At 45.0% G+C, this 23,225-nt stretch carries 16 protein-coding genes and 1 riboswitch; of the genes, 6 read left to right on the top strand and 10 right to left on the bottom strand.

Annotation, left to right across the window (positions count from 1 at the left end):
• Positions 1 to 109: 109 nt before the first annotated feature.
• The 5 genes from AB4583_RS00885 to torD all read right to left on the bottom strand — a co-directional run bounded on the left by AB4583_RS00885 (position 110) and on the right by torD (position 4,249).
• A complete protein-coding gene (locus AB4583_RS00885; protein WP_017062099.1) occupies positions 110 to 427 on the bottom strand; it encodes a DUF2007 domain-containing protein in 318 nt (105 codons plus the stop codon).
• A 64-nt stretch (positions 428 to 491) separates the two neighbouring features.
• Entirely contained in the window at positions 492 to 1,172 is a 681-nt protein-coding gene (locus AB4583_RS00880) for a TVP38/TMEM64 family protein (protein WP_017072239.1), read from the bottom strand.
• Between the two features lie 134 nt (positions 1,173 to 1,306).
• Positions 1,307 to 1,897 (bottom strand): TfoX/Sxy family DNA transformation protein, encoded by a 591-nt coding sequence (locus tag AB4583_RS00875; protein ID WP_019820997.1) that lies wholly within the window; start codon positions 1,895 to 1,897, stop codon positions 1,307 to 1,309.
• A 127-nt stretch (positions 1,898 to 2,024) separates the two neighbouring features.
• Positions 2,025 to 2,110: riboswitch (cyclic di-GMP riboswitch) on the bottom strand.
• Positions 2,111 to 2,280: 170 nt separating this feature from the next.
• Entirely contained in the window at positions 2,281 to 3,285 is a 1,005-nt protein-coding gene (gene purR / locus AB4583_RS00870) for an HTH-type transcriptional repressor PurR (RefSeq protein WP_017063507.1), read from the bottom strand.
• Positions 3,286 to 3,601: 316 nt separating this feature from the next.
• Complete coding sequence (gene torD / locus AB4583_RS00865) at positions 3,602 to 4,249, bottom strand: molecular chaperone TorD (protein ID WP_017062095.1); 648 nt, start codon at positions 4,247 to 4,249, stop codon at positions 3,602 to 3,604.
• A gap of 285 nt (positions 4,250 to 4,534) precedes the next feature.
• Here torD and torR point away from each other — a divergent pair, with 285 nt between their 5' ends.
• Positions 4,535 to 5,248, top strand: a complete 714-nt coding sequence (torR, locus tag AB4583_RS00860; protein ID WP_017067841.1) for a two-component system response regulator TorR — start codon at positions 4,535 to 4,537, stop codon at positions 5,246 to 5,248.
• A gap of 166 nt (positions 5,249 to 5,414) precedes the next feature.
• On the opposite strand, the gene elyC is transcribed toward torR, so the two are convergent.
• Positions 5,415 to 6,266: an envelope biogenesis factor ElyC gene (gene elyC / locus AB4583_RS00855; RefSeq protein WP_017062093.1), complete on the bottom strand. Its 852-nt coding sequence runs from the start codon at positions 6,264 to 6,266 to the stop codon at positions 5,415 to 5,417.
• Positions 6,267 to 6,381: 115 nt separating this feature from the next.
• Between elyC and cmoM the strand changes: the two genes are divergently transcribed.
• From cmoM to fdhF, 5 genes are all read left to right on the top strand, one after another.
• Positions 6,382 to 7,167: a tRNA uridine 5-oxyacetic acid(34) methyltransferase CmoM gene (cmoM, locus tag AB4583_RS00850; protein ID WP_017063509.1), complete on the top strand. Its 786-nt coding sequence runs from the start codon at positions 6,382 to 6,384 to the stop codon at positions 7,165 to 7,167.
• A gap of 125 nt (positions 7,168 to 7,292) precedes the next feature.
• Complete coding sequence (gene mukF / locus AB4583_RS00845) at positions 7,293 to 8,630, top strand: chromosome partition protein MukF (RefSeq protein ID WP_372116040.1); 1,338 nt, start codon at positions 7,293 to 7,295, stop codon at positions 8,628 to 8,630.
• The gene (gene mukE / locus AB4583_RS00840) at positions 8,611 to 9,417 is read left to right on the top strand and encodes a chromosome partition protein MukE (RefSeq protein WP_372116039.1); all 807 of its coding nucleotides are present in this window, start codon (positions 8,611 to 8,613) and stop codon (positions 9,415 to 9,417) included. The genes mukF and mukE overlap by 20 nt, the downstream gene beginning before the upstream one ends.
• Positions 9,414 to 13,874, top strand: a complete 4,461-nt coding sequence (gene mukB, locus AB4583_RS00835; RefSeq protein WP_372116038.1) for a chromosome partition protein MukB — start codon at positions 9,414 to 9,416, stop codon at positions 13,872 to 13,874. Before mukE ends, mukB begins: the two co-directional genes overlap by 4 nt.
• A 388-nt stretch (positions 13,875 to 14,262) precedes the next feature.
• Positions 14,263 to 18,492, top strand: a complete 4,230-nt coding sequence (gene fdhF, locus AB4583_RS00830) for a formate dehydrogenase subunit alpha (RefSeq protein ID WP_372051824.1) — start codon at positions 14,263 to 14,265, stop codon at positions 18,490 to 18,492.
• A gap of 124 nt (positions 18,493 to 18,616) precedes the next feature.
• Here fdhF and AB4583_RS00825 read toward each other — a convergent pair whose 3' ends face one another.
• From AB4583_RS00825 to cmoB, 4 genes are all read right to left on the bottom strand, one after another.
• A complete protein-coding gene (locus AB4583_RS00825) occupies positions 18,617 to 19,597 on the bottom strand; it encodes an alpha-L-glutamate ligase-like protein (protein ID WP_029235672.1) in 981 nt (326 codons plus the stop codon).
• A 3-nt stretch (positions 19,598 to 19,600) separates the two neighbouring features.
• Positions 19,601 to 21,106, bottom strand: coding sequence for an inactive transglutaminase family protein (locus AB4583_RS00820; RefSeq protein ID WP_372051825.1), 1,506 nt, complete (start codon positions 21,104 to 21,106; stop codon positions 19,601 to 19,603).
• A gap of 17 nt (positions 21,107 to 21,123) precedes the next feature.
• A complete protein-coding gene (locus AB4583_RS00815; protein WP_017062085.1) occupies positions 21,124 to 21,864 on the bottom strand; it encodes an ATP-dependent zinc protease in 741 nt (246 codons plus the stop codon).
• A gap of 312 nt (positions 21,865 to 22,176) precedes the next feature.
• Positions 22,177 to 23,148: a tRNA 5-methoxyuridine(34)/uridine 5-oxyacetic acid(34) synthase CmoB gene (gene cmoB, locus AB4583_RS00810; RefSeq protein WP_017062084.1), complete on the bottom strand. Its 972-nt coding sequence runs from the start codon at positions 23,146 to 23,148 to the stop codon at positions 22,177 to 22,179.
• Between the last annotated feature and the right edge of the window lie 77 nt (positions 23,149 to 23,225).

Raw genomic sequence — 23,225 nt, 5'->3', positions numbered from 1 at the left:
ATGATGAGTTAATCGAATTGAAATAAAAACGGGAAGCTAACTTTAGCTTCCCGTTTTTAATTGGAGGAGGTATCTGACCGAATCGTTCTATCAGGTCACTGAAACCCTGCTATTCAGGTGAGGCAGCACCGCACTGCCAGCAAGAGCCGAATTGCGCTTCGTTGACTTCATGACACTCACCACAACGCCACTCTTCATAGATGATCGAATCTTGCTGCTTTTGGTAGTCATTGACGAGCATGCGAGCTTTACTGGCCAATTCTGGCTCATATAACCATACGTAAGGGTCAGTTTCTTCAGTGAATGGGATTTCCCCCTTTAATCCGAACAACCCCTCACCACGGACTTCACAGGCAATATTCTCGCTTTCTAACAATCCACAGATGATATGAGCTTCTGTTGGATTCGATGCACTGAAGATTTTCATTGAAATAGAACCTTATTCGGCTATCTGTGTTGTTTAGATATTATAAACTATTCTGCTATATACATTATTCAGCTACGGGTGCTGAGCGAAACTTACCCATCAACCATTTAGCCACTATTGGGAATATCCCCAATAATGCAAATGACAATAGTACTGAAGGGGAGACGATGCCCGAAAGTGAATCAATTTCTGCGAGCTGAGTACCAGCATTCAAGAAAACCGCCGTCCCCGGTAACATCCCGATTTGACTCGTAATGTAGTAACGACTCACTGACATCGGTGTTAGACCCATCAATAGGTTGATAAGGAAAAATGGGAATACAGGAATCAGACGCAGAGAAAACAGGTAAAATGCGCCGTCTTTTTCAACCCCCTTGTTAATCGTCGCCAATTTGTCACCAAACTTGGTTTGAATCCAGTCACGCAACAGGTAACGGCTACTTAAGAAAGCTAAGGTCGCACCGATCGCACTTGCGAAAGATACCAGTAGCAAGCTGTTCCAGAAGCCAAATAGCGCGGCCCCTAATAAGGTTACAACAGCGGCACCAGGAATGGAGAAAGCCGTAATCATGACATACGCGACAAAATAGATAGCGGCAGCCGCAATAAAGTTGCTGTCAATGTAGTCATTTAACACAGCTTGTTGGGCCTTAGCATTTTCAAGCGTTAAGTACTGGCCGAAATTGATGCCTAACAAGACGATGGTTACGACCAACACAATACCCAATATCATTTTCTTACTCATTGATACTTCCTCTAAATTTTCAATGCATACCGATAGTATAGATAGACAGGCAAAGCATAGATTAACTTTCACCAGATATAAAAAAAGCCGCAGTAAATGCGGCTTAGTTATGTATATAGATTGCACTGACAATGTTAATTGACGCGATTGATAAGCTCTTCGCGACGCTGCTGCGGTATAACAGACCAATGTGTACCATTAATCGCGCCTTCTAGCGCCCAAAGTAGTTCAATACTGACAGAAGACGCATGCGATTCTTTGATGGCGTTAAATGCGTTTACAGAGCCAGATTCATATAAACGTTCTACAGAATCGATCCCTGCCTTTTTCAACATACGCTCGGTAGCGAGTCGAAGATTAGGCAGATCTTTGAGTCGGGTCGGCTTAGCAGAAGACTGCTCAGCTTTTTCTTCTTTAGCAAAACCTAGAGACGTGGTTGCAAGCTGCAAGATTTTCTCTTGGTCTTGCCAGAGGCCTTCAGGTAAAGCGAAATATTTAGTAACGACAGGGAAACCACGTTTTTTGTAGACGTACGGTTGAAACCCTTGTTGTTCGAATTGTTTCGTTGTGCCTTTGTCTGCGCGTATGTGCAACTGGTCATTTACAACCAGAGCAAACATAGTGTCATCAGCAAAAAGACCGAAGCCACCAAACATTGAGCGTGATTTTATTTTTCCTAGGGACTCAAATAACTTCATCGAGTCCTTTAGTATCGGTTTATCCATGTTATTTATCTCGGTGTATTTGAACTACGCCACCAAATAAGCAGGTCCGAGAGATTAGCAAAATGTTGCAATTAAATTGTCAATAAGCCGTAAATTACTAAATTATTAGTAGTTACTGCATTTTGCCATCGGTAACCCCGCTACCATACCAACGAGTGGTTTAGGCCGGAAGCTTTGCGTCTCACTCTTTCGAGTGGTTTGCCCTGTGCGTGACTGATTGAATAGAATAAAGTTTTTGTTGAATGAAGCTCACACTTGATATTTTAAAATGTGATACTGCTTCAATTAATGATCTTTCCGTTGTGCATCTGGGTTCATTATAGTTGCTGATAAAAAAAGCGCACCTAAAGGTGCGCTTGATGAAATTAAACTCGAATTATCAATTAATTTAACGTCTTAACTGTACTTCGTTCAACAATTTCAGGGTGCATTTCGAAGACGCGTTTTTCGTGGTCTTTGTCTTTGATGCGCTCCAATAGAATTTCGAATGCATTCTTACCAACACGACGTTTTGGTTGGTGAACTGTCGTTAACGGCGGAGAGAAGTATTCAGCGAGTTCGATGTTGTCGTAACCGATCACTGAGATATCTTCAGGAATGCGGATGCCTTTTTCTTGCAGTCGGCTCATTAAGCCGAGTGCCATTGTGTCGTTAAAGCAGAATACCGCCGTTGGACGATCTTCCATCTCAACGATTTGTTCTGCAGCAAGAACAGCCGTATCACACTCGAAGTTGCCTTCGATGATCATATTGTCATCGGCAGAAATTTTAGCTTCGTTAAGTGCGCGCTTGTAACCGGCAATACGTTCAACACATGCTGCTTTGTCTAAGTGGCCACTTAAACATGCAATCTTAGAGTGACCGCGTTCAATAAGGTATTTGGTCGCTAGGTAGCCACCTTCTTCAGAGTTATCGATGATCTTATCAGCTTGAGAACTCTCTGGGCCCCAGTCCATAATAACTTTAGGGATGTCAGCGTGACGGTCTAACATCTCTCTTAGTTCTTCAGTTAGGTCAGAACACATAACTAAGATGCCATCTACACGTTTCTCTGCAAGCATTCGAATGTAGTCACGTTGCTTCTCATAGATACCGCCCGTATTACACAGGATCAAAGTGTAACCTTGACGGTAGCAGTAGCTCTCAACACCATCGATAACTTCAGAGAAGAATAGATTAGTTGATTGAGTCACTAGCATGCCGATGGTGCGTGTTGTATTACACTTCAAGCTACGAGCAACAGCACTTGGTGCATAGTTCAGTTCATCTACGGCTTTGTTTACTTTTTCTTGCGTTGCTTCTGCAACAAAGCGAGTTTTATTGATTACGTGAGAAACGGTTGTTGTTGATACGCCCGCTAAGCGAGCGACATCTTTTATAGTGGCCATGGTTTTATCCTATTAGAAGCTACTTTCCCAAAGTACGGAATAAAGTAGCCGTTAAGCTACCTAACTAAGAGCTTAAATTTGTAGGGCTCTTTGGGTACTAAAAGTGCTAAAAAACAAAAAACCGCTATTGAGCGGCTTGTCTTAACACCGAAATGCTCAAAACTATAATAAGCATAGCATTTCGTGAATGTTTCATATTTTATCGTTTGCGGTCACAATTTTAGACTGACTAGAAATTACTCGCAATAAAATTCACCCGGAAATCCGGGTGAATTGTCACATTCTTCTGAATTTATTTAACGAGTCATCCAATAAGCTATTCACCAGCTAAATATTGAGTGTCTAATTGACAGAATGCGAGTAGCAACGATGAGACGGAGGCGTAGAAACCGAATTCATCAACGTCATGACATTTCACGTTGAACTTTGGTAACCAAGTCAGCAGTTGTTGTTCGATAAACTGCTGTTGAGCGGCAAATGAATTCTCTAGTTCTTCTTCAATATTCGTTTCGTTTGAACGAATGATCAAGTTACCAAGGAAATCGAGTTCGATAGCAATGTGGTCTGCTGGCTCTTTTAGATCTTGGTTCACAACTAAGTTGTGCTTAGCCATGATCTCTTCCATATCTTTTGCTGGCTTATCATTCAAAAGGCCAGTTTCGCCGATATACATTGAAGCGTAAGGAAGAGCGCCGTGCTTATCTGTCTTTAAGAAAAGATCGCAAAAGTCTGCAGACAGTTCTAGCTGAGCATCTTCACGAGTTTGTAGGCGGTTCAGCGCATCCACTAACTTATCAATCGCTGGCTTTAGTGTCTCATTTTCGCCTAAACCAGTTAGGAAAGAACGAATTTCAACAGAGTGGTAGTGATCGAGTTCTTCTTGAGTGAGCTCTTTGGCAAATAAGCTTGATAGCCACCAGTATATTTCTGCTCTTTGCTCGTTGAACGCTTTCGTATCTTTCATTTGTTAGATCCTGACTTAGTCTTGTGATGTTGCTTATATGCATCTTGAAGTCACTTGGGCATAAGCACACCAAGGCTGAATAACAAGGTTATTTGCGAAACGCAAAGTTACTCGTTAGTAGTAATGCCTATATTGAATTGCGATGGACGATAAATAGCAAGGTTTAAGATTGTCTTGTATCAAAAAAAATCCATGTTTCTGGCTTTTATCTTCTGTACCACTAGAATTGTTACTAGTTATGAATAGAATAGTCACTGAAACTATTAAATAAGAAAAGTGGTGTAGATGAGCTATCACGTATTAGTCGTAGAAGATGATGTGGTAACCCGCAGTAAACTGGTTGGATACTTCCAGAACGAGGGTTACACAGTGAGCGAAGCAGAAAGCGGCGCTCAAATGAGAAACGTGTTAGAAGAAAACAACGTTGACCTCATTATGCTGGACATCAACTTACCAGGCGAAGATGGATTGATGCTAACTCGCGAATTACGCAGTCAATCAGACATTGGAATTATTTTAGTTACTGGACGCACGGATAGCATCGACAAGATCGTAGGCCTTGAAATGGGCGCTGACGATTACGTTACTAAACCCTTCGAACTTCGCGAGTTATTAGTTCGAGTTAAAAACCTACTTTGGCGTATCTCTGCTGCTCGTAAAACAGCAGCGGGCGCTGTAGAAGAAACATCAGATGAGTCTGTGGTTCGTTTTGGTGAGTGGACATTTGATATCCCTCGTCGTGCGTTAAGCAAGAACGGCGAACCAGTGAAACTGACCAAAGCAGAATACGAACTGCTAGTGGCTTTGTCTTCTTACCCTAATCAAGTATTAAGCCGCGAACGTATTTTGAATATGATTAGCCACCGAGTGGACGCGCCTAATGACCGTACTATCGACGTATTGATTCGTCGTATGCGTGCAAAAATGGAGTTTGATCCTAAGAACCCACAAATTTTTGTGACGGTTCACGGTGAAGGTTACATGTTCGCTGGTGATTGATTTCCTTCGGAAGTGATTAATCAACAACGACATTTAAACGTAAAAAGCCGAGACACCATTGATGTCTCGGCTTTTTTATTGCTTAGCTTTCATTGTTAACGAACAGAGAACCTAAAAATACTTGCCGACTCAGTCTGCTCAGTATGAGTTTAAAGATTCAATTGGCTTACTGAGGCTGAGCCGCAGAAACTTCACCGTCATCTTCAACTAAGCTGGAAGCTTCTGGAATCACCGGCTCTTCAACAATGTCATTGCTTGTATCAAGCCAATCACGTAAATCTTGCCAAACTAATCCCATGGTTTCGTGCCAGTAACGCTCAGTCTGCTCAAGGTAGAGAGCTTTTGGCATGTACTTATTCCAAGGCTCAACAACGCCTTCTTGTGCAAGGTAGTTGGTTGGTGCAGGCAGTGGTTTCATACCAGCTGCATGGAATTCATTGAGTGCACGAGTCATATGGCTCGCTGAAGTCACCAGAACCATTTTTTTATTCTTAACGAACGCAGCGGCTTGGCGAGCTTCTTCCCAGGTGTCTTTTGCGGTTTCAAGCAGAATGATGTCGGGCTTTGCTACGCCAAGTGCTAATGCAACTTTAGCCATCATTCTTGCGTTACTGACTTCAGTGCCTGCGCCATAGCCAGACAAAATGAGTTTTGCACCAGGGTAAAGGCGTAGAATACGAATCCCTTCACTTAAACGCATCAGGCCGGTGCGGCTAAGTTCTGATGTCGGTGGAATTTGGTCGTCTACGACGTGACCACTTCCGAGAACCATTACGTAATCGACGGTTTCATCGACAGGTAAAAAAGCGGTGTGTTGCCTTTCCATTGGCATTAAAAGTTGACTAGAAACTGGTTGGAAAGCGATTAGGAAAATACCACATAGGGCTGAAAGGGTGATTAAGCAACCCGTCTTCCTTTTGGTAGTAAACATCACTAGGGCTAAACCCAGAAAAGCGAGAATTAACATTGCTGGCAGTGGCATCAATAGCGAAGACACTACTTTTTTCAGCTCAAACATATCCGAATAGTCCGAAAAAACATCACTTAGTAGTAAAAAGAGACATCGCCTCTTTATTCCTGAAATTCCTGTGACAGAATAGCAGGCACGATAGGACATAATAACTCAAGTAGCCGTGACTGAAGACCGTAATTTCGACGATATTGCCCACAAATTTGCAAAAAATATTTACGGCTCTGACAAAGGAGAGATCCGTCAGATCATCGTATGGGAAGATTTAGAACAAGCTTTGAGCAAGTTTGAGCAATCAGCTTCTCCGCTGCATGTGCTTGATGCTGGAGGCGGCCTTGCACAGATGTCGCAAAAAATTGCGTCGCTTGGGCATAACGTTTCTCTGTGTGATCTCTCTTCTGAAATGCTGAAGCTCGCAGAAGAAAGTATCAGCGAAGCGGGTTTGCTAGAGCAATATCGATTTATTCATTCACCAGTACAAAAAGTCGCAGAACATCTAGATGAGAAAGTCGATTTTGTGATGTTTCATGCCGTAATGGAATGGTTAGCCGATCCTAAAGAGGCGCTTGATTTATTGCTTGAACAAGTTAAACCGGGTGGCGTTGCCTCGATAATGTTTTACAACCACCACGGATTAGTCCTGAAAAATGTGATTTGTGGCAACATTCCTCATGTATTGAATGGGATGCCACATCGAAAACGGTTTAAGCTGCAACCACAAAAAGGCTTGAAGCCGGAAGAGGTTTATCAATGGATAGAAGACGCTGGTCTAGAAATCTGTGGTAAATCAGGCATTCGCTCTTTCAGTGACTACATAGGTAATATGGAGTACATGGGAGATTACCAATTTGAAGATGTATTGGAACTGGAAAAACAGCTATGTCGCCAAGAGCCATATCTGTCACTAGGCCGTTATATTCACGTTTGGGCTCAAAAACCTGCGCAATAACAGCGGTGAATGTGGTAAAAGAAGCCACAACATGCGCTATGCAATCGTAAGAAGCCCGCGTCATAAAGAAATAGGCGTCATATCTAATACATTCGATATGACGAAGAACAGTAACAGGAACCACAATGAGTGAAATGACTCAAACTGCCGAAGAGCAGCCAATTGATGAGTTGGTGGGCTGGGTCAAGCAGCATGATTTTTCATTAAACTTGCCACCAGAGCGCTTAGCATTTTTGATTGCTATCGCAGTACTAAGCAATGAAAGGTTCGATGAAGAGTTGGGCGAGGGTGAACTGCACGATGCATTTACCATCGTCACTCGACTGTTTGAAGATACTGGCGAAGCGTCCGCGTTTCGTGCCAACAATGCCATCAACGAGTTAGTTAAACAGAAGTTGATTAGCCGCTTTACCAGCGAAATCACCGATGGTGCGAGTATTTATCGCTTGTCGCCACTGGCGATTGGTATTTCAGATTATTACTTACGCCACCGTCAGTTCTCTAAGTTAAAACTGTCTATCCAGCTTTCTATGGTTGCGGATGAGATGGCAAAAGCCATTGAAGCAGCACAAAAAGGCGGAACTCCAGGACATTGGAGAAAGAATGTTTACGGCGTGCTCAAGTATTCTGTTGGTGAAATTTTCGATCAGATTGATCTTAACCAACGTGTTATGGATGAGCAGCAGCAAACCGTTAAACAGCAAATTGCCGACCTTTTAAACAAGGATTGGCGAGAGGCGATTAACAACTGTGAAACCTTGCTTTCAGAAACCTCGTCCACACTAAAAGAATTGCAAGACACCTTGCAAGCGGCGGGGGATGAACTGCAAACACAGATCCTCGATATTCAAGAAATTGTTTACGGTGACGATGAACTCGAGTTCGTTGGCGAAACCCTGTTCGGCTTGCAGATGAAGCTAGACCGAATCACCAGTTGGGGCCAACAAGCCATCGATTTATGGATCGGCTACGACCGCCATGTTCACAAGTTTATTCGTACCGCGATTGATATGGATAAAAACCGTGCCTTTAGCCAACGCTTGCGTCAGTCAGTCACTGACTACTTTGATGCGCCTTGGCTTTTGACTTACGCCGATGCAGGGAAGCTGACGGATCTTCGTGATGAAGCGCTTATGCTTCGTGATGACGAAGTGATGGGACAAGCACCAATCGACGTAGAGTACGAAGAATTTGAGCAAGTGAATGACCTGCTTTCAGATCGAATTGCAGAGATGTTAAAAGCTCACAAACAGCAAGGCGCGCCAATTGATCTTGGCCTTGTGTTACGCGATTACCTCGCTGCACACCCTCGCACACACCATTTTGATTTAGCCAGAATTGTTGTCGACCAAGCCGTACGCTTAGGTTACTCAGAGTCTGACTATCAGGCTATTCAGCCAGATTGGCAGGCAATCAACGATTTCGGTGCAAAGGTACAAGCAAATGTCATTAACAAGTACTGATGATTACATGCCAGAGAAACTGGTAAAAGCGATAGCGAACCCACTGTTCCCTGCGCTAGATAGCATGCTGCGTTCAGGCAAGCATGTTTCAACAGAAGATCTAGATAACCACGCGTTGCTGTCTGATTTTGAAGTTGAGCTTCAGCATTTCTATCAACGCTACAATACGGAATTGGTAAAAGCGCCGGAAGGTTTCTATTACCTGCGTCCGCGTTCTACGTCTCTGATTGGTCGTAGTGTGTTGTCTGAGCTCGACATGTTGGTTGGAAAGGTGTTGTGTTTCTTATACCTAAGCCCAGAACGTCTTGCTCATGAAGGTATCTTCACCAACCAAGAACTGTTTGATGAGTTGATGTCGTTAGCGGATGAGAAAAAACTCATGAAGCTAGCAACCAACCGTGCGTCTGGTTCTGACCTAGATAAAGAAAAGCTGTTCGAAAAAGTACGTACTTCTCTACGTCGCTTACGCCGTATCGGTATGTTGATTGCGATTGGTGAAACCGGCAAGTTCCGTATCAGCGAAGCGGTATTCCGTTTTGGCGCTGACGTTCGTGTTGGCGATGATATGAAAGAAGCGCAGTTACGTCTTATCCGTGATGGTGAAGCTGTGGTGCATACCCAAGAGCCTAACCAAGGTAGCTTGTTGAATGAAGAACAAGCGGAAGCCACATCAGAAGTAGATGCAGACGTAGACGAAAACGGTCAACAAGACATTTTTAACGATCAAGCTGACTTTGACCCTGAGTCAAATGCTGGCGAACAAACAAAAGTAGAAGGTGAAGCATGATTGAAAGAGGTAAGTATCAATCATTAACCATGGTCAACTGGAACGGCTTCTTTGCGCGTACTTTTGATATTGATGGATTGGTTACAACGCTTTCTGGCGGTAACGGTGCGGGTAAGTCGACCACAATGGCGGCATTCATCACAGCACTGATCCCTGACCAAAGCCTTCTGCATTTCCGTAACACAACGGAAGCGGGTAGCTCGCAGTCATCTCGTGATAAAGGCCTTTACGGTAAGCTTCAGCCAGGCGCATGTTATGCCGCGCTAGATGTTGTGAACTCTCGTAATCAACGTCTATTGTTTGCAGTAAAACTGCAGCAAGTTGCGGGTCGTGATAAGAAAGTCGACATCAAACCGTTCGTTATTCAAGGCCTTCCAAGCCATGTGAAACCAACGGATGTGTTGATTCAGAACGTTTCAGACAGCCACGCTCGCGTATGTCAGTTGAACGACGTGAAAGCGGCGGTTGCACAATACGAAGGCGCGCATTTTAAAGCCTTCTCTTCGATTGTTGATTACCACTCACAGATGTTTGAATACGGTGTGGTACCGAAGAAACTGCGTAACAGCAGCGACCGTTCTAAGTTCTACCGCTTAATTGAAGCATCACTTTACGGTGGTATCTCAAGTGCAATTACGCGCTCTCTGCGTGATTACCTTCTACCGCAAAACGGTGGTGTGAAGAAAGCATTCCAAGACATGGAATCAGCACTACGTGAAAACCGCATGACGCTAGAAGCGATCAAGACGACTCAGTCGGATCGTGACCTGTTCAAGCACTTGATCACTGAATCTACGAACTACGTGGCTGCGGACTACATGCGCCATGCAAACGATCGTCGTAACAAGTTAGATCAAACCATGAAGTTCCGTGGTGAACTGTTCGGTTCTCGTGAAACCTTGCTTGATCAAAACAATTTGTTGAATCGCGTTCAAGAAGAACTAGAACTACTTGTCGATCAAGAATCGGCACTAGAGCAAGATTACCAAGCGGCATCGGATCATCTTCAGTTGGTTCAAACTGCACTTCGTCAGCAAGAAAAAATTGCTCGCTACAGCGAAGATCTAGAAGAGCTGAATGAGCGTCTAGAAGAGCAGATTATGGTGGTTGAAGAAGCTCAAGAACGAGTACTTCTTGCTGAAGAGCAGGCAACCATCACTGAAGAAGAAGTGGATAGCCTGAAAACTCAGCTTGCTGACTACCAACAAGCGTTGGATGTTCAGCAAACGCGTGCACTTCAATACCAGCAAGCGGTTCAAGCATTAGAGAAAACTAAGCAGTTGCTTGGTGATGAATCTATTACGGCAGAAAGCGCACTAACTCTGGTTTCAGAGCTAAAAGCACAAGAAGAATCAAGCACTCAAACGCTACTGTCGACGAAGCATAAACTAGACATGTCTTCTGCTGCTTCTGCACAGTTCGACAAAGCACTCGCTCTTGTTAAAAGTATTGTGGGTGACGTTGAACGTAAAGAAGCGTCTAGCAGCGCTAAACAAGCGTTAGAGAAAGGTCGTAACGCAAAACACGTTGTTGAAAATGAACAGCAGTGGCGTGCTCAGCACCGTGATATGGCTCGTGATGTGGCTCAGCAGCGTCAAGTAAAAGAGCTTGCGACTGAATACCAAAAGCAACACAACATTTCACTGACTGACGAAGCGGTTTTCGACGAAGAGCGCGAACGTCATGCAATGCAGATCGAAACGCTTGAGTACGCTCAAGAAGAGTTACGTGAAGCGAAAAGTGAACAGCGTCGTGTACAACAAAACCACGACCAAGAGATTCAAAAACTAGAGTCTATTGCTCCTGCTTGGATCACAGCAAACGATGCGCTTGAAGCATTGAGAGATCAAACCGAAGCTGAGCTAGAAGATAGCCAAGCGGTGATGACTCAAATGCAGCAAGTGCTTGAAGATGAGAAATCGCAAGCGGCAGCAAAAGATCAGTTGGCTACGCGCCGAGCTGAACTTGAGCAAGAGATTGAGCGTTTAGCTTCGCCAGGTGGTTCTAACGATCCTCGCCTCAAAGGTCTGGCGGATACGCTTGGTGGCGTGTTGCTTTCTGAGATCTACGATGACATCACGATTGGTGATGCGCCGTACTTCAGTGCGATGTACGGCCCAGCTCGTCACGCAATTGTGGTTTCTGATCTTGATGGTATTAAAGAGAAGCTGGTGGATCTTGATGATTGTCCAGAAGACCTTTACATCCTAGAAGGCGATGTCGACGCGTTTGATGACAGTTCATTTAATGCCGATGAGCTTGAAGGCGCAGTATGTGTTCAGCTGAACGATCGCCAAATGCGTTACTCACGTTTCCCTGAGATCCCACTGTTTGGCCGTGCGGCTCGTGAACAACGTCTAGAGAAATTGCGCGAAGAGCGTGATGTTGTTGTTGAGAACCACGCGAAAGCCGCGTTTGACTCTCAAAAGCTGAATCGCCTATATCAAGCATTCAACAGCTTTGTTGCGAAGCACCTGCACGTTGCGTTTAACGCAGACCCAGAACAAGCACTTGCTGCGATTCGTGATAAGCGTAATCAAATTGTTCGTTCTCTGGCTGAGCTTAACTCTAAAGAGCAGCAGCAACGTAGCCAGCTTCTACAAAGCAAGCAGGCACTCGGTGCGCTAGATAAATTAGCACCTATGGTTCGTATTTTAGAAGACGAAACATTGGCTGAGCGCTTAGCTGAATTAGAAGCACAACTAGAACGTCTGAGTGAAGCTAAGTCTTACTTGAATACGCACGGCAAGGCGCTTGCTTCTCTAGAACAGATCGTATCTGCACTAGACGCTGACCCAGAGCAGTTCGAAGCTTTGGAAGCCGAATATCGTCAATCTGATAACGCGCTACAAACGCTAAAAGGCAAAGTGTTCGCACTGTCTGATCTGATTGAGCGTCGTCACTACTTTGCTTACGCAGATTCTGTTGATTTGCTTAACAAGAGCAGTGAACTGAGCGAGCAATTAAAAGCGAAACTGGTTCAAGCTGAACAAGCAAGAACCAAAGGCCGCGATGGTTTGAAGCAAGCTCGCGAACAGATGAACCAATACAACCAAGTATTGGCGGCACTGAAGAGCTCACATCAAGCGAAGCAAGAAACGGTTCAAGAGTTCAAACAAGAGCTACAAGAGTTTGGCGTAAACGCTGATGAAGGCGCTGAAGAGCGTGCTGTACGTCGTCGTGACGAGCTTCAAGAGCGTCTGCACACATCTCGCAGCCGTAAGAGCGAATACGAGCGTACGATTACGTCAACAGAACTTGAGATGAAAGCCCTAGCTAAGCGTCTTAAGAAAGTTCAGAAAGAGTACACAGAACTTCGTACTTTCGTTGTTGCAGCAAAAGCAGGCTGGTGTTCAGTACTTCGCTTAGCTCGTGAAAATGATGTTGAACGTCGTTTGCACAAGCGTGAACTGGCTTACCTAACGGCGGGCGAGCTTCGCTCTATGTCGGATAAATCACTGGGTGCGCTACGTCTAGCTGTAGCTGACAATGACGACCTACGTGATTCGCTGCGTCTATCTGAAGACAACGCACATCCAGAGCGTAAGGTTCTGTTCTACATTGCGGTTTATCAACACCTTCGCGAGCGTATTCGCCAAGACATCATTCATACGGATGATCCGGTTGAAGCAATCGAAGAGATGGAAGTTGAGCTCGCTCGATTAACAGAAGAACTGACGCAGCGTGAAAACCGCTTGGCGATCAGCTCTGAGTCGGTAGCAAGCATCATCAAGAAAACGATTCAGCGTGAGCAGAACCGGATTCGTATGCTGAACCAAGGCTTGTCGAACATTTACTTTGGTCAGGTTAAAGGCGTACGTTTGAATGTTAAGATCCGTGAAAGCCACGAAATCTTGCTATCGGGCTTAGCGACTCAACAAGAGCAGCATAAAGACTTGTTCGAAACGACTCGTTTCACCTTCTCTGAAGCAATGGCGAAGTTGTTCCAACGTGTGAACCCACACATTGACATGGGTCAACGTTCTCCGCAAGTTCTGGGTGAAGAGCTACTGGATTACCGTAACTACCTAGAGCTAAGTGTGGAAGTTAACCGTGGTTCAGACGGCTGGCTACAAGCAGAATCGGGTGCACTTTCTACCGGTGAGGCGATCGGTACTGGTCAATCTATCCTATTGATGGTTGTTCAGAGCTGGGAAGAAGAGTCTCGTCGACTTCGTAGCAAAGACATCGTTCCATGTCGTTTGTTGTTCCTTGATGAAGCAGCTCGTCTGGATGCGAAATCTATCTCTACCTTGTTCGAACTGTGTGACCGTTTGGGTATGCAACTTCTGATTGCAGCACCTGAAAACATTAGCCCAGAGAAAGGTACAACCTACAAACTGGTTCGTAAGGTCTTCAAAGACCACGAACACGTACATGTTGTTGGCCTGCGCGGTTTTGCTCAAAACAAACCAGCATCTCCGGTGCAAGAGCTTATCGAAGAGACTGAGCAATAACTTTGATAGCCGAATTATAATCTTGATAGCCGAGCAATAACCTTGATAGCTTAGCTATAAGCTCGAAAGCGACTCAATGATATTTGTTCAAAGCCCCTAATCATTAGGGGCTTTTTTGTACCTTGAATCTAATTTCTTACTTCTTACTTCTTACTTCTTACTTTTTACTTCTACAGCAGAACCCCTCCCGCTTAATCCTTTCGTCGACACTGATAAGACCACTCATACATTAGGGTTATTATCAATGGAACTTGTTTGAGGTCACACGCACAAAACCACAAATAATGTATGGTAATGACATAGATTTAATAATATTAATAATATTGTATTACTTAAATTTTAATTATTGATAACTCGCGTGTGCGAAAGGTAAAGGTAGGACTTAGGTATGATTCAAATCGTGATTGATGGGAAATATCGAATCGTCGAGCAAGGACAAACCGTTCTTGAAGCGGCAAAAACATGTGGTTTGGAAATCCCATCTTTATGTGGTTTGAACAAAACAGCGGATAAAGTGCCGTGTGATTTGTGTGTCGTTGAAGTTGATGGCGTTGGTGTTACTCGCTCTTGTGAGCTTGAAGTGTCTAATGGGTTGAATATTACCACTCAGTCAAAACAGTTAACGAATCATCGACAAGAAGCGTTGAATCGCATTATGACCGATCACTACGCTGACTGTGAGGCGCCATGCCAAACAGCCTGTCCTGCTGGGGTCGACATCCAATCTTACCTGCACCATATTGCTCAAAATGATCACATCAAAGCGATTGAAGTGATCAAAAAGACATTACCAATGCCGCTTTCAATTGGTCGTGTGTGTCCTGCTTTCTGTGAAACCGAATGTCGTCGTAACTTGGTTGATGAATCCATTGCGATTCGCCAACTCAAACGACACGCTGCCGACGCGGATTTAGCGACTCAAGAGAGCTACATGCCAGCTAAGAAACCGAATAAAGGCAAGAGTATTGCAATTGTCGGTAGTGGCCCCGGTGGGCTTACGGCGGGTTATTACCTATCTAACGAAGGCTATGATGTCAGTGTCTATGAGTCGATGCCGCAAGCGGGTGGTTGGCTGCGTTACGGTATCCCTGAATATCGCTTACCTAAGTCGATTCTAGATAAAGAAATCGAGTTGATGTGTCGCAACGGAATGGTGGTTGAGTGCGGTAAAAAACTCGGTGTTGATTTTACACTGTCTGATTTAAGTAACGATTTTGATGCGGTTTGTTTAGCCGTTGGCGCATCACAAGCGGTCGAGATGAATTACCCGGGTAGTGAACTCGGCGGTTGTTATTTGGGTGTCGATTATCTGAAAGATTACGTGACCGATCAGCAGTACGTCACTGGTAAAAAGGTTGCCGTGATCGGTGGCGGTAATACAGCGATTGACTGTGCTCGAACCGCAGTTCGTGATGGCGCGGATACTACGCTGATTTATCGTCGTACTCGAGATGAGATGCCAGCAGAAGATTACGAAATCGAAGAAGCTGAACATGAGGGTGTGAAGTTCCACTTCTTAACCAACCCTGCAGAAAACATAGCCGATGAAAATGGTCATGTATCAGAAATACGATTAGAGCGTATGGCTTTGGGTCCGGCTGATGCTTCAGGCCGCCGCAGCCCTAAACCAACTGGCGAGTTCTTTGTTGAAGCGTTTGATACGGTTATTGCTGCCGTGTCGCAAAAGCCTGATCTGAGCTTTATGGACAATGAAGCGATTGATATTCCTCTTACTCGTTGGAATACCGCAGATGCTGATCCACAAACCATGCATACCGGAACCGGAAATATTTTCAGTATTGGTGATTTCCGACGCGGCCCTGCAACCGCAGTCGAAGCGGTGGGGGATGGGCGTATTGCTGCACAAGCGATCGATCGCTTCTTCCATGGTGATATGGACAATATTCCAGCCAAACCGTTTAACTCAAGAAAGCACAAACAGCTCAAAGCGGTGGATCCTGAGCAATACCAGTCGATACAACGCATGGCCCGTAAGATCATGCCAGAACTAACGCCCGAGCAGCGTGAACAAAGCTTTGATGAAGTAGAAACAGGGTTTGAGAATGCTGATGCAATAGCGGAAGCTGCAAGATGTCTAGAGTGTGGCTGCCAAGCTAATACAGATTGCGACCTACGAGACTACTCGACTGAATACAAAGCAACGCAAACCCATCCTGAATACAAAATCGATGTGGCTTCGAATGAGAGTTGGCAGGCGATTCGTGCTGAAGAAGCGAAGGTCGGGTTAACAAGACAAAAATTTTCGGTCGATGACAGTTCTGAGTTCATTATCTTTGACGCCAACCGCTGTATCAGTTGTGGCCAGTGTATCCAAGCCTGTCGCGAACAGAATGTTCATGGCGTTCTAAGCTTCATGAATCAATCGGATGGCAAACCTGCATCAAGACCCGAATGTCGCCCTAACTTTGGGGCGGACAAGACCTTAATGGGCGACTCAAACTGCGTTCAATGTGGATCGTGTATTCAGGCGTGTCCAACCGGTGCAATGGTGGATGCTCGCGACAGAAAGCAGGGAGACACAGACGTACTCAAGAAAGTCGATACCATCTGCACCTATTGCGGTGTCGGCTGCAAGCTAACCATGCATATCGATGAGCAGAAAAACAAAATCCGCTATATCGAAGGCGGAGACTCTCCGGTTAATGAAGGCATGTTGTGTGTTAAGGGACGATTTGGCTTCGATTTTGTGGGCAGCGATGCGCGTTTAACCACACCATTAATTCGTAAAGATGGCTGGTTGCAACCTGCAAGTTGGGATGAGGCAGTTAAGCTTATTGCCGAGAAGTTTACTGCGATTAAGCAAGGCTTTGGCAGTAACGCTTTAGCGGGGTTCTCGTCGGCGAAAACCACCAATGAAGATAACTATGCCTTCCAAAAATTCATACGTCGTGAACTCGGTACCAATAACGTCGATCACTGTGCGCGCCTTTGTCACGCATCTACTGTTACTGGTTTAGAGGCTTCGCTAGGTAGCGGGGCGATGACCAATGATATTCCAAGCATCAAGCACTCAGATGTGATCTTTATTATTGGCTCCGACACCACGTCAGCACACCCAATTATTGGCTCGCATATCAAGCAAGCTGTGAGACATGGTGGAGCGAGATTGATCGTTGCCGATCCAAAACGAATCGATATTGCTGACCATGCTGAACTTTATTTAGCGCACCGACCGGGTACTGATGTAATGTTGATCAATGGTGTGATGCAGCAAATCATCAAACACGGTTGGTACGACCAAGAGTATATCGAAGACCGTGTGGATGGCTTTGATACCTTGCTTCAAGAGGTAATGTCACCAAGCTATTCACTAGACAAAGTGGAGCTGGTAACTGGCGTTAAAGCGGAAGACATCTTCGCAATGGCGCGATTGATTGGTACTGCAGAGCGTACAGCGGTGTACTACTCGATGGGCATTACGCAACATACCACTGGTCACGATAACGTTCGATCAATCGCTAACCTACAGCTCTTGTGTGGCAATATCGGAATTGAAGGCGGCGGTATCAACCCATTACGTGGTCAATCCAATGTTCAGGGTGCGTGTGACATGGGCGCATTGCCAAATAACCTTCCGGGTTATCAGAAAGTGTACAACCCAATGGTTCGTCAAAAATTCGCGATGGAGTGGGGTGTTTCTGACCTACCGGCTGAAACAGGCTTAACGTTGACCGAAATTATTGATGGAGCGTGTCATCGAGATGTTCGTGGTCTGTACGTAATGGGCGAGAACCCAGTGCTGAGTGACCCGAACCAAGCGCATGTGATTGAAGGTCTTGAAGCGTTAGATTTCCTCGTGGTTCAAGATATTTTCTTAACCGAAACCGCTCAATATGCCGATGTGGTGCTACCGTCTTGCTCGTTTGCTGAGAAGTCTGGTCATTTTACTAATACCGAGCGTCGTGTTCAGCGTATTAACCCGGCGGTATTGCCTCCAGGTGAAGCGAAAGAAGATTGGGTGATTATCCAAATGTTGGCTAATGCGATGGGCGGCAATTGGGAATATGACTCGGTTGCTGATATCACCAATGAGATAGCGCGTGTCACGCCACAGTATGGTGGTTTACGTTGGGAGAACATTACGGTGAACGGCGTGCAATGGCCAAGTAATAAGAACAACCCTGATGGCACACGTATCATGCACCAGACCCAATTTACGCGTGGGCGTGGTCAAATGGAGGCGATTCCGTTTAGATACGCTGCTGAGCTACCGGATGCGGAATACCCGTTAGTATTAACGACAGGCCGTATTCTAGAACAGTTCCACACCGGAACCATGACACGTAAAACAAAAGGGTTGGATAACTTAGCAGGGCCGCGTGCCATGGTGAGTGTTCATGATGCTGAAGCGCTAGGTATCTCGAATGGTCAGATGCTTAAGGTCTCAACACGTCGTGGTGAAATCGAAATCGCGGCCTTTGTGACTAAACGAATGCAAAAGGGTGTGGTATTTATTCCATTCCATTTTGTTGAATCACCAGTTAACCGTTTGACTACCACAGCGACTGATCCACACGCGAAGATCCCTGAATTTAAGGTGGCGGCTGTGCGTATTGTTCCTATTCGTGAGCCTGAGTGTGAAGTAACAGAGGCTTAATCATATTAGCTCGGTGAAGACGGCTGGCATTAAAAAGCCGCGTAACTCTCAGAGTTATGCGGCCTTTTTATCGAGCTAGATTCAGTATCAATAACTGAGTCGTTTCGCTTTAATTTAGATGAGCTTAGTTTTGAACAATTTCGCTACCGTGAACACCAAATTGCTTAGCAGCGTAGGCAACGCGCTCTGCTGGTTTTGGGTATTCAGCCGGTGTGCCCAGGTTTTCAATATGATGCAAGCGAGGTAATAAACCTGCGCCGTTTGCAATCTGTATTGCTAATCCAGGGCGAGCGTTTAGCTCCAGTACCATCGGGCCTTCTTCTTGGTCTAAAACCATGTCAGTACCCATGTAACCAAGGCCTGTCATTTCCCAAGCACTTGATGCAAGTGTCAGCAGCTTTTCCCAATGGGGTACTTGTAGTAGCGCCAACTCTTTACCCGTATCTGGGTGGTGAGTCACTGGGTGGTCAAATTGAACCGCACGAACGGCTTTACCCGTAGCGATACAAATACCTACGCCCACAGCACCTTGGTGCAAGTTAGCTTTACCATCAGAAGCCGAAGTCGATAGACGCATCATCGCCATTACAGGGTAGCCCTTGAATACAATGATTCGTACATCTGGTACACCCTCGTAACTGAAGCCGTCAAAACACTCGTCAAACTTGATGAGGTTTTCAACTACAGCAACATCGTTCTTACCACCGAGTGAGAAAAGACCCGCGAGAGCGTTACTGATGTGGCGCTCTACGTCTTCTTCATTGATAGTCGAACCCGATGGCTTGGTGTAAACGCCGTCCTTGTGAGAAGTCACAACAAGGATTCCTTTACCGCCGCTGCCTTGAGCTGGCTTGATTACGAAACCCGGCCACTCTTTTACCATCTTGTGGATTGTTTTTACTTCAGCTTGATGACCAATAACGCCAATCAGTTTTGGCACAGTAGCGCCAGCCTGTTCAGCAATGATTTTAGTCTTAAGCTTGTCATCAACGAGTGGATACTTGGAACGATCATTGTAGCGACCAATATAACTATGGTTACGCTTGTTCATTCCCATTATGCCTTTGTCTTTCAACCTAAACGGTGAAGTAAACTGATCAAACATAACTTAGTCCTCCGCTAGCGGTTTAAAGCGACGAAGCTCGGTTAGACGGTATCCTGTGTAGTTACCTAGTAGCAAGATGGTCGCTAGAATAACAAGTTGTAAACCAATAAAGTTAAACGTTAAGTGCTGAATGAACGGGTTAGTCATGCCTAAGTAAACAAGAACCGCAGTGAATAGAGAACCACCACCTTGCAGCATTACTTCTTTCGCGCCTTCTTCTTCCCATAGGATAGACATACGTTCGATAGTCCAAGATAGGATAATCATAGGGAAGAACGTAATGGATAGACCTTCAGTCAGACCCACTTTAAACGCGACCACAGTGAATACAGAAATAATCATGATTACCGTGATGATTACGGCGGATATCCTGGCGACCAGTAGTAAGTTGAGTTTGGACAAGTAACTTCGAATAATCAGACCCGTACCTACGATAAGTAGGAAACCGACAATACCCGTTACCAATTGTGTTTGCACAAAGGCTACCGCAATCAGTACTGGCATGAAGGTACCGGACGTTTTCAGACCTATGATGACACGAAGGAACACAACAATCAGAGCACCGATAGGAATCAGCATGATGGTTTTAAACATCGCTTGCTCTTCTAGCGGCAGACTATGAATGGAAAGGTTTAACAGTTGATCCGCAGAGACTTTACTGTTGGTTGCTTCAGTGGGAGTCACCTCCTGAGCAATCATCGAGAAGTGAACTTTACTGTTCTTACCGCCAACCACGTCTAATAGAGATACATTTGATTCATCCCAAATTAGCAGGTTTGGCTGAACTTGCTGTTCGCTTGATTCAGGAGAGAATAAAACCCATTGGTCGTTATCCCAGATCTGGTTCATTTGCTGGATAGATTGACGACGACGTCCATCTTCTAGCTCGATAACACCAACCACTTTATTGTGAATGTTTGCTGCTGAAAGTAGCTTGTGTGTCGCTTCCACTTTAGTCATGTTATTCAGAATAAGCGCTGAGTTTTGGCTGTCTGGATCGTTAAGTGTTTTGATGAGCTCACGGGTAAAAGTGAGGTTGTCTGCAGAACGCTTTGTCGCTCTATCAATCAATGCAAAAGAAGCGGCTTCTTCAGGGCCGTCGAAGCTTGGCTGTGCGACTTCGCCTTCTGGCGGTATAGCATCAACTTTTGCTTGGTTGTCGACTAGGAATTGTGTTTTGTAGTAGATAGTTTGAGGGCCATCTGCGTATCGAATAGACCACTCTGCGCGGCGACCTGATTCGGTATTCAAGTAAGAGATACCATAACCTGGCGATGAAGCCGATTCGCCGATAAGTGTGTAGTTAGACTGAGTATGAGGAGCCGCTAAGGAAACTTTTGCTTCTTTGCCTACTGCGTTGAACTCGATGCGAGCTTCAACGTCCCAAACCTGTCTGGTTTCCCCTGGAGTCCAAGGTACACCGTAGGTCGTATGTCTGAACATACTCAGTGTTATACCTGCCACAATAAGCAGGAATATAGAGATATAAAATGGAATTCTTGACGTCATAGCTTACCCTACTATTGTTATTTAACTTCCGTTTGTACGTACTTTTTACTTACATCTACTAGCGCTATGTCTTTGATAAATTCGCGCCCTAGTAACACAGGGTGACTCATTTGAGAGCGATCCGCCAATGTAAATTGCGCTTTTTCATGGATTTTTCCAACTTTCACCCATAATTCGATCACAGCTCGACGTTCTGCTTGATCATTGGTTGATTGACGGATTTTTACATAACGTACAACAGGCGCTTCAATCCATTTCTGGTCTTCTTTAGCTTGGGCTTTGTCGTCTAGGTGAAATTTAACCCAGTTCTTGCCGTTACGTTCGAATTCTTTGATATCGACAGCGTTCAAAGAAGAGGTGGTTGCACCTGTATCAACACGAGCATCAAAGCTTTGCTTGATAGAGTCGATAAACACTTTTTCGATGCCGCCAAGGATAGTCGGTTGTGATATAGGAGCGATAGGAGCAACGGCAATAGCGACCGGTTCCTCTTCCTCTAGCTCTTCAATAACCTTGTGTTCCATGCTCGTTAGATGGGTATCTAATTGACTAGAAAGGGTAGTAATTTCGTCTTCTAAGCTTTCAATATAGTCACTTTGATTGCTTAGTTGCAGTTCAAGATTTTGAACCTTATTTGCGATGTTTGTCTCTGAGCGGGAAATAGCGTCGAGAGTTTCTTGGTGGTAGGTAGCACCATTTGTAAGAGTACAACCAGAGAGCAAACCAACCGCCACAATAGGCGATAATCGCTTAAACATAAAAAAACCTTTGAGAATTAGAGAATAGTTCAGACTATTTAGAAGTTTAGCCCACAAAAAAGGATGCGTGAAGCATCCTATTGTAAGAGTCTGGTCATATTGAATCGCAATGTGAGCGCTACGCCAATTATTGCTATTTGGAATAGCTCACTTATTAAACACAAGTCAATTTTTGTTCAATTATTAAGCTAAGGAAGCAAGGTTCACCGCGAAATTAACAGTGGCTTTTTGACCATGCAAGCAATTGTTTTGCTGCCTTAATAGGCTTGTGCTTTATTTACTCAATATGCCACTGCTTTGTGGGCAGTAAATCTATGGCTTTGTTGCTACCAGAATCGCACGTCTCGGTGCAGGGTGACCTTCAACCGTTTTACTTGGATCGTTCGGATCGAGGTAATCTGGAAGAGAGTTGTGTGTCATCCATTCTGTGGTGCGTTGTTCACCAATTGTCGTGACATTTTCGTCAACGATTCGTACGTCTTCAAAACCAACTTGTTCTAGCCAGCGTTTCAGTGCGCGAGCTGAAGGGAAGAAGTAGACGTTTCTCATTTGCGCGTAACGGTCAACCGGAACTAATACTGCGTTCTCATCGCCTTCAATCACCAAGGTTTCAAGAACCAGTTCACCGCCAGACACCAATTGGTCTTTCAGTTGAATCAAGTGGTCCAGTGGTGAACGACGATGGTAAAGCACGCCCATGCTGAATACCGTGTCGTAGGCTTCTAGCTTTGGGAGCTGCTCAATACCTAGAGGTAATAGGTGAGCTCGTTGGTCATCGCCCATCAACTTACGAATTGCTTCAAACTGAACCAAGAATAGGTGGGAAGGATCGATACCAACCGTTAAGCGAGCACCTTCACCCAGCATGCGCCACATGTGGTAACCATTGCCACAACCTACATCGAGAACCGAACGGTTTTTTAATGGAGATATATGTGGAAGCACACGATCCCATTTCCAGTCACTGCGCCACTCTGTATCGATATGGATGTCGTGAACCGTATAAGGACCTTTTCTCCACGGGTGGAAAGTCTTCAATAAGCTTTCTAGCTTTTTCAGTTCGCCTGTGTGGTATGGCGTAGAACTACCAATCGTCACTGAATTTTTCAGGTCAACTTGATCTGGCACGTCTTGTGGAATCTTGTTTAGTGCACGTAGCCAGCGGTCAAAGTCACCGTGCTCTGCATTTTGCCAATCGGTCAGTTGCTGTGGCAGGACATTTAGCCACGGCTGAAGGCGAGTATCTTGGGCAATAAGTTGATAAAAATTGGCAAAATTAAACATAGGTTTTCACTGAGTTGGTGGTGTAGAAATTAAATTTGTCACTCCATTAAAAGTGTGGACAAACATGCTAGGGAATC

This window comes from Vibrio sp. 10N.222.49.C12 (assembly GCF_041475025.1).
In the GTDB taxonomy this organism is placed as follows: Bacteria; Pseudomonadota; Gammaproteobacteria; order Enterobacterales; family Vibrionaceae; genus Vibrio; species Vibrio crassostreae_C.
Note: the sequence above shows the minus strand (reverse complement) of the source record. Positions and strands in the feature narration are given on the sequence as shown.

What these genes read in the sequence shown, in the direction of transcription:
- purR (WP_017063507.1), bottom strand. Translation starts at nt 3,285, where the DNA reads ATGGCCACTATAAAAGATGTCGCTCGCTTAGCGGGCGTATCAACAACA.
- AB4583_RS00875 (WP_019820997.1), bottom strand. Translation starts at nt 1,897, where the DNA reads ATGGATAAACCGATACTAAAGGACTCGATGAAGTTATTTGAGTCCCTA.
- torR (WP_017067841.1), top strand. Translation starts at nt 4,535, where the DNA reads ATGAGCTATCACGTATTAGTCGTAGAAGATGATGTGGTAACCCGCAGT.
- fdhF (WP_372051824.1), top strand. Translation starts at nt 14,263, where the DNA reads ATGATTCAAATCGTGATTGATGGGAAATATCGAATCGTCGAGCAAGGA.
- AB4583_RS00820 (WP_372051825.1), bottom strand. Translation starts at nt 21,106, where the DNA reads ATGACGTCAAGAATTCCATTTTATATCTCTATATTCCTGCTTATTGTG.
- AB4583_RS00880 (WP_017072239.1), bottom strand. Translation starts at nt 1,172, where the DNA reads ATGAGTAAGAAAATGATATTGGGTATTGTGTTGGTCGTAACCATCGTC.
- AB4583_RS00885 (WP_017062099.1), bottom strand. Translation starts at nt 427, where the DNA reads ATGAAAATCTTCAGTGCATCGAATCCAACAGAAGCTCATATCATCTGT.
- mukE (WP_372116039.1), top strand. Translation starts at nt 8,611, where the DNA reads ATGTCATTAACAAGTACTGATGATTACATGCCAGAGAAACTGGTAAAA.
- mukF (WP_372116040.1), top strand. Translation starts at nt 7,293, where the DNA reads ATGAGTGAAATGACTCAAACTGCCGAAGAGCAGCCAATTGATGAGTTG.
- cmoB (WP_017062084.1), bottom strand. Translation starts at nt 23,148, where the DNA reads ATGTTTAATTTTGCCAATTTTTATCAACTTATTGCCCAAGATACTCGC.
- AB4583_RS00825 (WP_029235672.1), bottom strand. Translation starts at nt 19,597, where the DNA reads ATGTTTGATCAGTTTACTTCACCGTTTAGGTTGAAAGACAAAGGCATA.
- elyC (WP_017062093.1), bottom strand. Translation starts at nt 6,266, where the DNA reads ATGTTTGAGCTGAAAAAAGTAGTGTCTTCGCTATTGATGCCACTGCCA.
- AB4583_RS00815 (WP_017062085.1), bottom strand. Translation starts at nt 21,864, where the DNA reads ATGTTTAAGCGATTATCGCCTATTGTGGCGGTTGGTTTGCTCTCTGGT.
- mukB (WP_372116038.1), top strand. Translation starts at nt 9,414, where the DNA reads ATGATTGAAAGAGGTAAGTATCAATCATTAACCATGGTCAACTGGAAC.
- torD (WP_017062095.1), bottom strand. Translation starts at nt 4,249, where the DNA reads ATGAAAGATACGAAAGCGTTCAACGAGCAAAGAGCAGAAATATACTGG.